The organism is Arcicella sp. GW821-FHT09D11, from assembly GCF_059416265.1.
This window is the reverse complement of sequence record NZ_JBWKOV010000003.1, coordinates 78,433-93,501: the sequence shown is the minus strand read 5'-3', so window position 1 is coordinate 93,501 and position 15,069 is coordinate 78,433. Positions and strand designations below refer to the sequence as shown.

General features: G+C 34.7%; 15 protein-coding genes. 9 read left to right on the top strand and 6 right to left on the bottom strand.

Annotated elements, in window-relative coordinates; all coding sequences use genetic code 11:
• Window positions 1–261: 261 nt before the first annotated feature.
• Window positions 262–846, top strand: a complete 585-nt coding sequence (locus AC07N0_RS10550) for an L-threonylcarbamoyladenylate synthase (RefSeq protein WP_492799645.1) — start codon at window positions 262–264, stop codon at window positions 844–846.
• Window positions 847–894: 48 nt separating this feature from the next.
• On the opposite strand, the gene AC07N0_RS10545 is transcribed toward AC07N0_RS10550, so the two are convergent.
• The gene (locus AC07N0_RS10545; RefSeq protein ID WP_494589154.1) at window positions 895–1,755 is read right to left on the bottom strand and encodes a lysophospholipid acyltransferase family protein; all 861 of its coding nucleotides are present in this window, start codon (window positions 1,753–1,755) and stop codon (window positions 895–897) included.
• Between the two features lie 93 nt (window positions 1,756–1,848).
• Between AC07N0_RS10545 and AC07N0_RS10540 the strand changes: the two genes are divergently transcribed.
• From AC07N0_RS10540 to AC07N0_RS10515, 6 genes are all read left to right on the top strand, one after another.
• On the top strand, window positions 1,849–2,475 hold the full coding sequence (locus tag AC07N0_RS10540) for a WbqC family protein (RefSeq protein WP_492799643.1): 627 nt from the start codon (window positions 1,849–1,851) through the stop codon (window positions 2,473–2,475).
• A gap of 160 nt (window positions 2,476–2,635) precedes the next feature.
• Window positions 2,636–5,179, top strand: coding sequence for an ATP-dependent Clp protease ATP-binding subunit (locus AC07N0_RS10535; protein WP_494589153.1), 2,544 nt, complete (start codon window positions 2,636–2,638; stop codon window positions 5,177–5,179).
• A gap of 130 nt (window positions 5,180–5,309) precedes the next feature.
• Window positions 5,310–5,624, top strand: coding sequence for a helix-turn-helix domain-containing protein (locus AC07N0_RS10530; protein WP_492799641.1), 315 nt, complete (start codon window positions 5,310–5,312; stop codon window positions 5,622–5,624).
• The gene (locus tag AC07N0_RS10525) at window positions 5,624–6,025 is read left to right on the top strand and encodes a PIN domain-containing protein (protein ID WP_494589152.1); all 402 of its coding nucleotides are present in this window, start codon (window positions 5,624–5,626) and stop codon (window positions 6,023–6,025) included. The genes AC07N0_RS10530 and AC07N0_RS10525 overlap by 1 nt, the downstream gene beginning before the upstream one ends.
• An 85-nt stretch (window positions 6,026–6,110) precedes the next feature.
• Window positions 6,111–6,935, top strand: a complete 825-nt coding sequence (locus AC07N0_RS10520; RefSeq protein ID WP_494589151.1) for a helix-turn-helix domain-containing protein — start codon at window positions 6,111–6,113, stop codon at window positions 6,933–6,935.
• Between the two features lie 97 nt (window positions 6,936–7,032).
• Window positions 7,033–7,848: an oxidoreductase gene (locus AC07N0_RS10515; RefSeq protein ID WP_494589150.1), complete on the top strand. Its 816-nt coding sequence runs from the start codon at window positions 7,033–7,035 to the stop codon at window positions 7,846–7,848.
• A gap of 42 nt (window positions 7,849–7,890) precedes the next feature.
• Here AC07N0_RS10515 and AC07N0_RS10510 read toward each other — a convergent pair whose 3' ends face one another.
• The 5 genes from AC07N0_RS10510 to AC07N0_RS10490 form a co-directional block, all read right to left on the bottom strand.
• The gene (locus tag AC07N0_RS10510) at window positions 7,891–8,829 is read right to left on the bottom strand and encodes a bifunctional riboflavin kinase/FAD synthetase (protein ID WP_494589149.1); all 939 of its coding nucleotides are present in this window, start codon (window positions 8,827–8,829) and stop codon (window positions 7,891–7,893) included.
• Window positions 8,830–8,924: 95 nt separating this feature from the next.
• Window positions 8,925–9,635, bottom strand: coding sequence for a tRNA pseudouridine(55) synthase TruB (truB, locus tag AC07N0_RS10505; protein ID WP_494589148.1), 711 nt, complete (start codon window positions 9,633–9,635; stop codon window positions 8,925–8,927).
• A gap of 2 nt (window positions 9,636–9,637) precedes the next feature.
• A complete protein-coding gene (locus AC07N0_RS10500; RefSeq protein WP_494589147.1) occupies window positions 9,638–10,429 on the bottom strand; it encodes an undecaprenyl-diphosphate phosphatase in 792 nt (263 codons plus the stop codon).
• Window positions 10,430–10,478: 49 nt separating this feature from the next.
• Entirely contained in the window at window positions 10,479–10,598 is a 120-nt protein-coding gene (locus AC07N0_RS10495) for a T9SS type A sorting domain-containing protein (RefSeq protein ID WP_494589469.1), read from the bottom strand.
• A 142-nt stretch (window positions 10,599–10,740) separates the two neighbouring features.
• Window positions 10,741–12,240: a xylulokinase gene (locus AC07N0_RS10490; RefSeq protein ID WP_494589146.1), complete on the bottom strand. Its 1,500-nt coding sequence runs from the start codon at window positions 12,238–12,240 to the stop codon at window positions 10,741–10,743.
• 139 nt (window positions 12,241–12,379) lie between these two features.
• On the opposite strand from AC07N0_RS10490, the gene AC07N0_RS10485 reads away from it, so the two are divergent.
• A complete protein-coding gene (locus AC07N0_RS10485) occupies window positions 12,380–13,168 on the top strand; it encodes an ABC transporter ATP-binding protein (protein ID WP_494589145.1) in 789 nt (262 codons plus the stop codon).
• Window positions 13,169–13,170: 2 nt separating this feature from the next.
• The gene (locus tag AC07N0_RS10480) at window positions 13,171–14,817 is read left to right on the top strand and encodes a hypothetical protein (protein WP_494589144.1); all 1,647 of its coding nucleotides are present in this window, start codon (window positions 13,171–13,173) and stop codon (window positions 14,815–14,817) included.
• The last annotated feature ends 252 nt before the right edge of the window (window positions 14,818–15,069 follow it).

Sequence of the window (15,069 nt, the reverse complement as noted above, 5' to 3'; positions counted from 1 at the left end):
AACTACCTATCTTCTATTTTGAAATTCCCGTAACTTGCTATATCAGGAATTAATTACTGGTAAAAAATGTTAAAGTTTGAACGAATGATAACTAAATAGAGGGTAACAGCGTTAATAGTTGTCTATTCTTCAAAGAAATAAAACCTTAGTTCAGCATTACACCATTTTATAATGGAATAGTTTTTTTCGTTACATTAACCATTAAAACAATCTATAAGAGCGATGGCGGAGTTTATAAAATTATATGAAAAAGGCACCGATATGAAAAAGATAAACCATATCGTAAATTGCCTAAAAGATGGTGGCGTAATTATTTATCCAACCGATACAGTTTATGGAATGGGTTGTGATATTCATAATACGCGTGCAGTAGAAAGGATTTGTCAAATAAAGGGCATCAAGCCTACTAAGAATAATTTCTCGTTTATCTGTAATGATTTAAGTCATATTGCAGATTATGCCAAGGTATCTAATGCTGGCTTTAAATTAATGAAAAAAGCTTTGCCTGGCCCTTTTACATTTGTATTAGAAGGCAACAATAAAGTGCCTAAAGTATTATCACAAAGTAAAAAAACGGTTGGTATTAGGATTCCAGCGAATGAAATTCCAAGGTTGATTGTAGAAGAACTCGGCAATCCTATCATCACAACGTCAATTTATGATGATGATAATATTGTAGAATATTCAACTGACCCTGAATTGATTTTTGAAAAATTCCAAAATCAGGTCGATATCGTAATTGATGGGGGCTATGGAAATAACATACCTTCAACGATAGTAGATGCTACTTCGGATGACTTTGAAATTATCAGACAAGGTCTGGGAGATTTATCTCCCTATCTATAACAAAAAAGCTTGCCTAATAGGCAAGCTTTTTTGTTGGATAAAATACAATCAAGGTGTTATCTCTTGTTTCTCTCTTTTATGTTTCCATCTCCTGTGTGACCATAAGTATGATGATGGATTTTGTTTTATGGAAGCATCTAATGTCTGAACAAAACGCTCAAGAATTTCATTAGGAGCGAGGTGATCATAAGGAGGACTTACAATCTCTGAAAGATTCATATCATAGAACCCTCTTCCTTTCCTGACAAACTCCATAAAAATTACTGGATAATCAAACTTGCGCGCTATGCGTTCTGGCCCAGTAAAAAAAGCAGAATCTTGATGCAAAAAGTTGGTCCAGTAGGCTGATTTCAAATGACTAGGAATCTGGTCGGCTGCCAAACAAATCGCTCTTGGTTTATCTTTCCTTTCAATGGTAGCTTTAATGGTATCCTTTCTTTCAATTAAAAATGCCCCAAAGCGACTTCTGATTTCGTAAGTAAGCTTATCGAAGAACGGGCTACTAAGTTTTTGATAAACAACATCTAACTCAACCCCTTGTAAGCTAACAGAATGAATTGCCCATTCCCAATTACCTTGATGCCCACCCACGAAGATGATAGGTATGTTATTATCTAAATACTTTTTTACAACCTCAATATTATTTACTTGCACACGCTGTGTAACCTCTTCTGCTGAAATACTTAATCCTTTAAAAAACTCAATAAAAATATCAGCTAAATGGTGATAAAATCCCTTGGCAATTTCATGGATTTCCTTTTCGTTTTTATCAGGAAAAGAATTTCTAAGGTTTTCAAAAACTACTTTTTTACGGTATTTCAATATGTGAAAAAGTAAAAAATAGGCAAAATCAGAAATGCCATAAATTAACCAAAATGGTAAAACCGAAAGAAATTTAAAAAAAATCATGTTTTATTTTGCGAATTTGTATTTTTTCTTGATAAATAGAATGATTTTAACATAAAAATTTGAAATTAAATCATTCTGCTGTATTTTAGGGAAATGATAATTGATTTACAATATTTACCCAGTCTCGAATATTTTGTATGCTTACTTCAACACGAAACCGTTGTTATTGAAGCACACGAATATTACGAAAAGCAAAGTTACCGAAATCGTTGTATAATTCAGACAACTAATAAGATTGATACGCTGTCTATCCCAGTAAAAAATGGCAATGCGAAGGTATTGATTCGAGATTTAAAAATAGAATATCATCAAGATTGGATTCGCCGACATTGGGGTGCAATACATTCAGCATACGGAAAATCACCTTTTTTTGAATATTATTCAGAATATTTTAAAAATATTATTGAAAAAAAACCTGACTTTTTGTTCGATTTGAATCTAGAACTTCTGTCAATTTGTCTGAAACTTTTACGTCTCGAAAAAAAGATTATATTTACAGAAAAATATGAAAAAAATGTAGAGAACGATTTGAGAAGTAAAATTCATCCAAAAATAGCGTTTTCTACGAATGGAATTTACAAACCAACTGCTTATCGACAGAACTTTGGCAGTGAATTTGTACCTAATTTATCTATCTTAGATTTGTTATTTTGTCAGGGAAGTCAGTCTTTAAAGATACTTCAAAGTTCTATAGAAAATGAACAAAGATTAATTAATTAACGTTTAAGATTTAATTTGGAAGAGATTTACTGAAAGTAATTATTAAGAAAATAACCAGAGATTACCTTCAGCATCAGAGTAAAGAATAATTGGATTTTTCCTGTCACTCTTAACGGTCAACTCTGACGCTCTATAACGCTATAACTCAACAACTCTAAGCATGGAGGCAAAATTTTCAAACAGAGTAAAAGAGGTTATCTCGCTCGCACGTGAGGAGGCAATCAGGCTTGGGCATGATTACATCGGGACGGAACATCTAATTTTAGGAATGATCAGAGAAGGCGAAGGCATTGCTCTAGATTTAATTAAAAAGTGTGGGACAAGCCTAGATGATTTGCGTGTTACTATAGAACAAGCTACTAAGAGTACGGTTCGATCTACGTACACTATCAAAAACAAACAAGACATTCCGCTTTCAAGACAATGCGAAAAAGTATTGAGAGTAACGTACTTGGAAGCAAGGATTTTTAAAACTAACCTTGTTGGAACGGAACATTTGTTGATGGCTATTCTTAGAGATGAGGATAATTTAGCCAAACAAATTCTTGAGAAGTTCCAGATACATTATGAATTAATTAAGGATATGGTGGAATATCAATCAAACCCTAATATCAAATCGGGCCCATCTGACACAGATGATAACGATGATGATGCAAGAATGTTTGCAAGCGGAAACGCAGCTGGAGGAAGTTCTACCACCAATAAAGGAACAGAAAAATCTAAAACACCTGTATTAGATAATTTCGGTAGAGATTTAACAAAAGTAGCGGAAGCGGGTAAACTAGACCCAATTGTTGGTCGTGAAAAAGAAATAGAACGTGTTGCTCAGATTCTTTCACGTAGAAAGAAAAACAATCCAATTTTGATTGGTGAGCCTGGTGTGGGTAAAACAGCTATTGCTGAAGGACTAGCACTACGAATCGTTCAGAAAAAAGTATCGCGTGTTTTATTCGGTAAAAGAGTTGTTACCCTTGATTTAGCTTCTTTAGTGGCAGGTACAAAATACCGTGGTCAGTTTGAAGAAAGAATGAAAGCGGTAATGAACGAGTTGGAGAAATCACCTGACGTGATTTTATTCATCGACGAATTACATACTATCGTAGGTGCTGGCGGAGCTTCTGGTTCATTAGATGCTTCGAACATGTTCAAGCCTGCTTTAGCCCGTGGTGATATACAAGTTATCGGTGCTACTACTTTAGATGAGTATCGTCAGTACATTGAGAAAGACGGAGCATTGGCTCGTCGTTTCCAAACAGTAATGGTAGATGCTACTTCTATTGAAGAAACAATCGAAATCTTGAATAACATCAAGGATAAGTATGAAGACCATCACCATGTAACTTATACTGACGAGGCGATAGAACAAGCAGTGAAATTATCTGAACGTTATATCTCAGATAGATTTTTACCTGACAAAGCTATCGACGTGATGGATGAGGTAGGAGCGAGAGTTCATATTTCAAATATTACAGTACCAGAAGATATTGTTCGTTTGGAAGAAGCCATCGAAAATATCAAGAAAGAGAAAAATGCAGTAGTTAAATCGCAGAAATACGAAGAGGCTGCTCAGTTACGTGACCGTGAAAAACGTTTGTTAGACCAACTTGACCGTGCAAAACGTGATTGGGAAGAAGATACTAAACGTCGCCGTTATACCGTATCAGAAGAAAGCGTTGCTGAAGTAATTGCACAAATGACTGGTATCCCAGTGAACCGTGTAGCTGCTACAGAAGGACAGAAACTTCTGAATATGAATGAAGAGTTACAAGGTAAAGTAATCGGACAGAATCCAGCCATTGCTAAACTTGTTAAAGCGATTCAACGTACAAGAGTTGGCTTGAAAGATCCTAAAAAACCTATCGGTTCATTTATTTTCTTAGGCCCAACGGGGGTAGGTAAAACAGAATTAGCGAAGGTATTAGCTACTTATTTGTTCGACAAAGATGATGCTTTAGTAAGAATCGATATGAGTGAGTACATGGAGAAATTCAGTGTATCTCGCTTGGTCGGAGCCCCTCCGGGATACGTTGGTTACGAAGAAGGCGGACAGTTAACTGAAAAGATTCGTCGTAAACCTTATGCCGTAGTATTGTTGGATGAAATTGAAAAAGCTCATCCAGATGTATTTAATATCTTACTTCAAGTATTGGACGATGGTATTTTAACAGATGGTTTGGGTAGAAGAGTAGATTTTAGAAATACTATTATCATCATGACGTCAAATATCGGAGCAAGAGATTTGAAAGATTTTGGTACAGGTATTGGTTTCTCTACTAAAACTAAAGTTGATGGTCTAGATGATGCGATGAAAGGAACGATTCAGAATGCTTTGAAAAAAGCTTTCTCGCCAGAGTTCTTAAACCGTTTGGATGATGTAATTGTGTTTAATTCACTTGAACGTGAGCACATCCACCAAATCATCGACTTAATGTTGAAAAAGCTATTCATTAGAATCACAAACCTTGGCTATACAGTTGAATTGACTGAAAAAGCAAAAGACTTTATCGCTGAAAAAGGATATGATTCACAATATGGTGCAAGACCATTGAATCGTGCTATTCAACGTTATTTAGAAGACCCAGTAGCAGAAGAAATATTGAAAGGTGATTTAGCCAACGGAGATGTAATCTTAGCAGATTATTCTGGCGAAGGAGATACGTTAACACTTTCAAGAATTTTGGCGCCAACAGCAACAGAAGAATAAACATTAGTTTTCAAATAGATACAAAAAAGGTCGGTTCATTAAATTGAATCGACCTTTTTTAGTAAATCTATAAAAATGTAAATTGAGATTATTTTATTTGTTATTTTTGAGATGTAAACAAACTAAAGTCATGACAGTTTTGATAAATATCATAGCCAATAACATGAGAATAATTAGGGATAATATGCATTTATCTCAAAAAGAGGTAGCTGAGAATATAGGGATACCTGAAAAGAAATATGATAGTATTGAGAAAGGAAAAGTAGAACCATCATTAGCAACACTTGAAAAATTTACGAATTATTTTGGTATTTCTATGGCAGAGCTTTTTCAAAATAATATAACTATTGATAAACAAAAACCTTTGGAGATTCCGACCTTTAATGCTATAAAATTTAAGACAAAAGGATTTAAGTTCAACAGAGAAGAAGCAAATGCAAGATAATGGCTGTATTTATAGATACTAATATTTTGATTTATGCCTATTCTGATGACGAACCTGAAAAGCAAATGATTGCTCAAAGGATATGTAGTCTGCCAGACAGGTGGATTTCAACACAAGTAATGATTGAGTTTAGTAATATAGCACGAAAAAAGATGAAGATGGATTGGAGTGATATTACTTTGGCGTTGCTTGAACTTCGTAGAAACTTTAATATTTATGTCACTACGGATATTACTATCACCAAGGCTTCAATATTGACTGATACATATCAATTAAGTTGGTTTGATAGTTTGATTGTTACAGCTGCATTAGAGACAAAGAGCTTAACTCTTTATTCTGAAGACCTCAATAATAAACAAATTTATGAAAATCAATTAACTGTTGTTAATCCATTTGTATAATTGAAGAAGTCGCAATATATAAATAGATTATTAGTTTAAAGATGAATGATTTATCTAAAATCATTTTGAAGAAGAACCATAAATAATGCCAAATAATAATATATCTCAATCTGGAATATTTTTTTCTTGTACTGAAAAATCATTCTTAGTAAAAGAACATACTGTACCAGTGCATGTGCTTACGCATATCTATTCGGGTAAATTATTAGTAAAAGAAGCTGATAAATCGTACTTAATTAATGAGGGTGAAACAGTGTTGTTTGCTAAAAATCAATTGGCAAAAATTACGAAATACCCAAGTGATGACCAACCATTTAAATCTATCTCTATTTTCTTTACTCAAGACTTTCTTCAACAATATTATACGCTTCATTTAAAGGCTGAAACGACCATAACGCAACCCAAGGTTTTATTATTCAACAAGCATCCGTTATTGGATAGTTTGTATAATTCTATCTTGCCTTATTATGAGATGGCAGAGGGCTTACCTCAAGCATTGCTTTCGTTGAAATTAACGGAAGCAATGACCATTATCAGACAAATCAGTCATACGGTTGATGGCATTTTAACCGACTTTGCCGAACCAGGGAAAATAGATTTAGCAGAGTATATGCAAAAGAATTTCTCCTTCAATATTCCTACCGAACAGTTTGCTTATTTAACAGGAAGGAGTTTAGCTTCATTCAAGCGAGATTTTCAAAAGAAATTTAATACTTCTCCCCAAAAATGGCTAGTCCAAAAAAGATTAGAACAAGCCCATTACCTCATTGCTGAAAGAAAACAAAAGCCTTCTGAAGTATATTTAGAAGTCGGTTTCGAGAATCTTTCTCATTTCTCTTATGCCTTCAAACAATTTTTTGGCTATAATCCTTCTTCCATCTCATTGAGCTTCTCAGCAAACAATCTCTGAGCTTTTCACCAAAGTGAATCTTTCTGATGCTATCTATCTTTGTATCGCAATCAATGTTAAGATACGATATAAATAATAGCCTTTAAAAATCAGAAAAATGAATAATCAAGTAGTTTTAATAACGGGAGCTTCGGCAGGGATGGGAAAAGAAACGGCGAAATACTTACGTCAAAAAGGATATATTGTTTATGGTGCTGCCAGAAGGATAGATAAAATGGAAGACTTAAAACAATTAGGGATAAAAGTTTTGTCAATGGATGTTTCAGATGAAGCATCAATGGTAAATGGTATCAACCAAATCATACAAGAGGAGGGACGAATAGATGTATTGATGAATAATGCTGGCTTTGGCTCTTATGGTGCTGTAGAAGACGTAACCATCACTGACGCAAAATATCAATTAGAAGTCAATGTTTTTGGTTTGGCTCGCCTTACTCAATTGGTGTTGCCTTATATGCGCACCAATCGTTTTGGCAAAATTGTCAATGTAACTTCCATAGGTGGTAAAATGGCAACGCCATTGGGTGGATGGTATCATGCGAGTAAATTTGCGGTAGAAGGGCTAAGCGACAGTTTACGCATGGAAGTAAAACCTTTTGGGATTGATGTAATTCTGATTGAACCCGGAGGAATTAAAACAGAGTGGCAAGGAATAGCGAATGATAGCATGAGAAAAGTATCGGGAAACACTGCTTACAAGCATTTGGTAGAAAAGGCCTCAAATGTTGGTGTAAAAGGCGAAAGCAATTTTCATGAGCCTGATGTGATAGCACATTTGGTCTATAAAGCCATTCAAGCTAAAAAACCTAAGGCTAGGTATAGTGCGGGCTATATGGCAAAACCTATCTTGTTTTTGAAAAAGGTTTTATCAGACAATCTTTTCGATAAGTTAATAATGAGCCAGCTAAAATAAATAGCTAACATCTTTTGCTATAATAAAAAAACGTACCGACAATCAATTGTCGGTACGTTGCAAAATTTCTTTAATTACTTCTTGGTCTTTGGCTATTTGAGCTTTTAGGGCATCTAATCCGCTAAATTTCTGTTCGTTTCTTACTTTCGAAATAAACTCTACTGTTAGTGTTTCACCGTAAATTTCTTTACTAAAATCAAAAATGTTAACCTCAATCGTCTGATATGTTCCATCAACTGTTGGGCGATTACCAATGTTTAGCATTCCTCCAAAAGTTTCATTGTTATAATGCACTTTTACAGCATATACGCCATCTGTTGGTATCAGTTTGGCAATTTCTCTTACTTGGATATTGGCCGTCGGAAAACCGATGGTTCTTCCCAATTGTTTGCCTTTAACGATAAGGCCTGTAATAGCATAATTTCTACCCAATAGGTGGTCGGCCGACTGAACGTTTCCTTCTAATAATGCTTTCCTGATTTTAGACGAGCTTACAGCTACATGATCAATATCCTGACGCGCTATTTCTTCAATAGAAAAGCCATATCTTGAAGCATTGGTTTTTAAATAATCAAAACCACCTTCACGATTTCTACCAAAACGATGATCGTAGCCAATTACGAGTGTTTTGGTACCAATCGCATCAATGAGAATCTTTTGAATAAATTCCTCCGAAGAAAGTTCAGAAAACTCTCTGGTAAAAGGAATAATCAAAAGGTGTTGTACGCCATTTTGTTCCAAGAGCTCAATCTTCTCGTCGAGCGTTGAAAGTAGTTTGATAGCTTGGGTATCAGAAGAAATTACACTGCGTGGATGAGGGTAAAAGGTAATCACTACGCTTTCTCCCAGCGTTAGCAAAGCAACTTCATTCAAGCGATTTAATATTTTTTGATGTCCCAGATGTACACCATCAAAGGTGCCACTTGTTACAACTGCATTCTCTAATTTCTTGAATTCTTGTATTCCGTGATAAACTTGCATTTTTATATTAGCTCAGTTATAAGTCCTTTTTATTGATAGGATTGCCAACAGAGTTTTATTCTTTACATTAATACTAAAACCTTAATTACCAATAATTAATCAACTTTCCTTTGCTCAATAAACGCTTGAATGGTAAGTGCGTCTTTTACGTCAAACTCACCAATTTTTTCTCTTCTCAGTGAACTTAAATAAGCACCTGATTGGCAAGCTGTCCCGAAATCTCTCACTAAACTTCTGATATAAGTGCCTTTCGAACAAACGATTGAAAATTGAATTTCAGGGAAATTACTACTGTCAATTTCAAACTTTGATATCTCTACTTCTCTTGATTTAATCTCAACATCAGCATCCGTTTTTCCTTTGCGGGCTAATTCGTACAATCTTTTACCATTTACTTGTATGGCCGAGTAAATAGGAGGTATTTGTAAAATTTTTCCTTGAAATTTACTTAATGCTTCTTGAAGTACCGCTTCGTTAATATGGTCAATAGGAAATTCTTCGTCAAACTCCGTTTCTAAGTCGATAGAGGGCGTTGTTTTTCCTAGCACAAAAGTACCAGAGTACTCTTTTTGTTGAGCCTGAAAAGAATCAATTTGCTTGGTCATTTTGCCAGTGCAAAGAATTAATAAGCCCGTTGCCAAAGGGTCAAGTGTACCCGCATGTCCAATTTTTTTAAAGCGACCAGCAAATTTTAATTTCTTTACAACGTCAAAAGAAGTCCAAGTAAGGGGTTTATCAATCAATAAAACCTCTCCAGGGTCTGGAGAGGTCTGATTTGGGTTCAATTTTATAGTTTCTTGATTCATTTTTAATGAGAGCCAGTAGTCGCCAAAACTAGGATGACGATTCCGACAATGATGCGATAAATACCAAAATATTTAAAGCCATATTTATTTAATATTGTGATAAAAAATTTGATAGCTAAAACAGCAACGATAAATGCTACAAGATTACCTATACCTAAAAGCTTAACTTGTTCTTCTGAAATACTTCCTTCGTCTGAGATAAATTTCAATAATTTATAACCTGTCGCGGCTGCCATAGTGGGTACTGCCAAGAAAAAAGAAAATTCGGCAGCTAATCCTCTGCTTAATTTTTGTTGCATACCACCCAATATTGTTGCAGCACTTCTGCTCAAACCCGGAAACATAATGGCTAAGCATTGGTACGTTCCAATTTTGATAGCCGTAACATTCGTAATATCTACTTCTTCGTTAATGATTGGATTTTTGAACCAATTATCTACAAATAATAAAATAATACCACCCACCAACAATACTGTAGCAATGAAAACTGGATTTCCTAAATGCTCATCAATCAAATCGTCAAATAGTTTTCCGAAAATCAAAGCAGGAACAACTGCCAAGGCAAGTTTTACATAAAATTGCCATTTTGAAAAATCCAAAAACTTTTTCCAGTACAACACCACAACAGCCAAAATAGCTCCAAATTGAATGCAAACTTCAAAAAGTTTGGTGAATCTGTCATTTTCAATACCTAAGTAAGAACTCATCAATACCATGTGTCCTGTAGAAGAAATTGGAAGAAACTCTGTTAAACCTTCGATAATAGCAAGAATAATTGCTTGAATTGTTGACATTGATTTAAGGGGTATATTATTCTAAAATAAATTTACTACTGTAAATCTCTTAATTATTGTTGATTATCACAAGATAAAGCCCTTTATTCAGGGTCGATAAATCTAAAGAAAATAACTTTTGATTCAATATGATTTTCTCAAATGTTTTATTTCCTAAAAAATCTAAGATTGGTACAACGTTTGACTATTGAATAATTACGATAAGTATAAGAGATACAACAAGAATGCTTTATCAAGCATCTCAAACAAAAACACTTCATTACGCTATTAATCGTAGCATAATGAAGTGCTTTTTTAGACAATAGAATATACTAATCGTTTTTAATACTTAACTGATTATCAAGAATACTCTTCCAGTCTTGATATATTTCTTTGTAAGTATTGGCTTTTGACGTATCGGGTTCAATCACACCAATTTTTTCCATATTCACGAAGGCATCTTTAGGGTAAGCAAAATATTTAACTCCAATACCTGAACCCAAAGCTGCGCCTTTTGCACCATCAGTATCGTATAATTCAACGGCAACACCCGTAACATTTACTAAAGACTGTGAGAAAACATCACTTAAAAACATATTAGCCTTACCTGCTCTAATAACAGAAGGAGATGTGCCATTTTCTGCCATAATATCCATTCCGTATTTCAAAGAATAAGCGATACCTTCTTGGGCAGCACGAATAATATGTGCATTAGTATGAGCATTAAGATTCAAACGTTGGAAAGTAGCACCAATCACTTTATTTTCTAATACTCTTTCAGCACCATTCCCAAAAGGTAAAATTCTTAGTCCGTCGGCTCCTTCGGTCACACCAGCAGCAAGAGAATTCATTGCTTGATAGCTTAATCCACTAGCTACGTTATCACGAACCCAACGATTCAGAATACCCGTACCATTTATACATAAAAGCGTTCCTAATCGATTGGCACCGTTTAATTCATGGTTTACATGGGCAAAAGTATTTACCCTTGATTTTGGGTCGTAGCTTACTTTATCAGAAACAGAATAAATTACGCCCGACGTTCCCGCTGTAGCCGCTACTTCTCCTGGGTCTAGTACATTCAATGAAAGGGCATTATTAGGTTGGTCGCCTGCTTTATAAGTCACAGGAATACCGGCTTGTAGACCTAATGCATCTGCAATAGAGCTTTTTACCTCGCCATGATTTGAAAATAAAGGACGAATATCAGGTAAAATAGTTGAAGGAAAACCATAATATTTCATCACGTCTTCGGAAACGCCATTTGTTTGGAAATCCCAAAAGATCCCTTCTGAAAGGGCAGAGTTTGAAGTAGTGATTTCGCCTGTAAGCTTCATCGCAATAAAATCACCAGGAAGCATAATTTTATAAATTGAACCATATACTCTCGGTTCATTTTCTTTGACCCAAGCCAATTTAGAAGCAGTAAAGTTTCCTGGAGAGTTAAGTAAATTAGCCAAACTCTTTTCATGACCAATTTTGTCAAAAGCTTTATTGCCTATTTCTACAGCGCGACTATCGCACCAGATGATAGATGGTCTTAAAACATTCAGGTTTCTATCAACAACGACCAATCCATGCATTTGATACGCTATACCGACCGCTTGAATATCTTTAGGATTATATTTACCAGATGAATTACATCTTTGAATGGCTAATTGAACACAAGTCCACCACATCTCAGGGTCTTGTTCTGCCCAGCCATCGTGCGGAGAAGAAATGGTGTTTTCTGTATCTGGATATTGGGCTGAGGCAACTAGTTTGCCTGTTGAACCATCTACAACAGATGCTTTAATGGATGAGGTACCTAAATCTAAGCCTAAAAGTAACATAGTCGAAGTTTGTATTTATTGAGATTATTTGGCAATTTTTATTGATTACCTTGCAACAAAAATATATAAAAAAATATAAATGTTCTATACTGTTCTAGTTATATTTTATTTTTAATCATAAATTAAACCAAAACAGAAAATGGAAGAACGCTCACCAGTAATTTCAATAAAGAACCTACAGAAGAGCTATGGCGATCAAAAGGTATTGAAAGGGATTAATCTTGACATTTATAAAGGCGAAATCATTGGTTATATTGGGCCAAATGGTGCTGGGAAAAGTACTACGCTAAAAATTTTAATTGGTATACTGGGCGATTTTTCAGGCGAAGTGTCAATTCTTGGCTACGACGTTACTAAAGATGCCATGGAAGTTAAAAAACGCATTGGGTATGTACCCGAAAATGCGATGCTTTATGAAGTCTTAACCCCAATGGAGTATTTGCTTTTTATAGGAAGATTGTATCACCTTGAAGATGCGCAGATAGAAAAACGAGCAAAAGAATTACTTGGTTTGTTTGGACTGAGTGATGTGGTAGATACAAGGATGAGTACTTTTTCAAAAGGAATGCGCCAAAAAGTATTGTTGATTTCGGGTTTAATTCATAATCCTGAAATTATTTTCTTAGATGAGCCTCTTTCTGGACTGGATGCCAACGCTGTAATTTTGGTGAAAGAGATTTTGGCAAAACTAAAAGAAGCAGGCAAGACTATCCTATATTCTTCACATATTATGGATGTTGTAGAAAAACTATCCGACCGCATCGTGATTATCAATAAAGGTGAGGTAGTAGCGAATGGTACTTTTCAAGATTTAAAGGCTCAGGGTTCGATGCTTTCCTTAGAAAGTGTCTTTGGTAGCTTAACAGGTGCCAATGAAGAAAACCAAACCCGTGCTGATGATTTTATTCAAGCTTTATCCTCTCAATAATTATGACAAAGTTTATTCTTCGCACACTTGATAAACTTCAATGGCTTTTTAAATGGTTATCTGTCGATTACCCTTCTTTAAGAGCCATCGTGGAGGTAAAGCTTATTGCTGAAAACCGTAGAGTACATGGATTACAAAGAAACCAACAGCAGAAAAAGGAGCAAAGCAATACATTCTTGAAATCATTACTGCTTCAAGCATTTTTTAGCTTGTTGTATGGTTTAATGATACTTTTTATTAAACAGCCTGTCTATTTAGTAATGATGATAAGTTTTGCTTTCATCATGTTTATGGTGGCTTTTAATATGATTTCAGATTTTGCTGAAGTACTTTTTGATACAAGCGATAATATTATTTTATTACCAAGACCAGTTGATGGTAAAGTAATTTGGATGGCTCGTTTAATTCATATTATTGTTTTTTTAGGAGCATTAACCTTAGCCAATTCCTTTGGATCAATCATCTTTACAGCCTATAAATTCGGCTGGCAGGCGGGGTTACTTTTTATAGGCTGTGTGGTACTACTATGCTTGATAACTATTTTTCTAACGAGTATTCTGTACTTATTACTTACCAAAGTGGTATCTGAAGAAAAACTAAAAGATATTATTGGTTATGCCCAAATTGCCTTTTCAGTATTCTTGGCAGTAGGGTATCAGTTTATCGCACGAACTGATAAATTAATCGGTACAACGACACAAGAAATTGTCATTAAATGGTGGCACTATATAACTCCTCCAGCATGGTTTGCAGGAGTGATGGAGGCTTTTATTGAAAAGCACTTCGAGTTGCCTTATATCATTTTTACTGCCCTAGTCCTGATTGTACCTTTTGCGTCTTTGTATATTATCAATAATTATTTATCACCCCTGTTTGCCAAAAGTTTGTCTGGTTTAGGCACGCCATCAATTATCAAGGATGAGCGACAAAAGCCTGCGACAAAAAACAATTTGTTGCATATACTTTCAAAAGTTTTTACGAAAACTACCTTAGAAAAATCAGCTTTTGAATTAGTCTGGATTATTACTGCACGTGACCGAAAGTTTAAAGTGCGTGCCTATCCGATTTTTGGGATGTTGATTTATTTTATGTACAATTATCTTAGTCAAACCGACAAAGAAGCTTTTAATGTATTGATGGTGTTGTATTATGCCATGTTTATCATCTGGATTTTTTCACAGCAAATCTATATTTCTGATGATTGGAAGGCAGCATGGGCATATCGAGTGGCACCACTGATGCAGCCAGGGGAGATTTTGTTAGGAAGTCTAAAAGCTGTTTTAGTGAAAGTAGGCATTCCTGTATATATCATTATCGGGACTATCGTGATTTATAAATCTGGCTTTGGTATGATTGACGATATCCTTTTTGCCATGGCAAGTACACTGCTCTTTATTAGTTTAAACGTTTTTGGAGGCGAGTTTTCATTGCCATTTTCAATTGAAGTAGTGAATGGAAAAGTAAAAGGGAGCCAATGGATGAAGTTTTTATTCTTATTTTTTGTGGCACCAGTCTTAGGTTTTTTACATTATTTCATTGCTAAAACAACTTATGGGCTAATAGCGCTAACGCCCATCTTGTTAATCATTGCTTTACTTTTATTGAAAGAATACCGAAAAATAAGCTGGGAAAGAATTAAAGAAGCGTAAAATCATCACAAAATAATAGGTAAAATTTAGCGTTAAAAAGTACTTCAAAAATAATACTGGATTTTTAAAAATATGCATTTAGGGATGTTTGATGAGTTTTTCTGTAATTTTGACATGCTCTTATCAAAGAGTACTCAAAATCCTTAACCTACCAAATAATTATAAACAATGCCTATACTTTTAATAGTTATTTGTTTTTTATTATTAGCTATCCTAAACTATAATAGTTTAAACAACACTAGTGTCTTTACA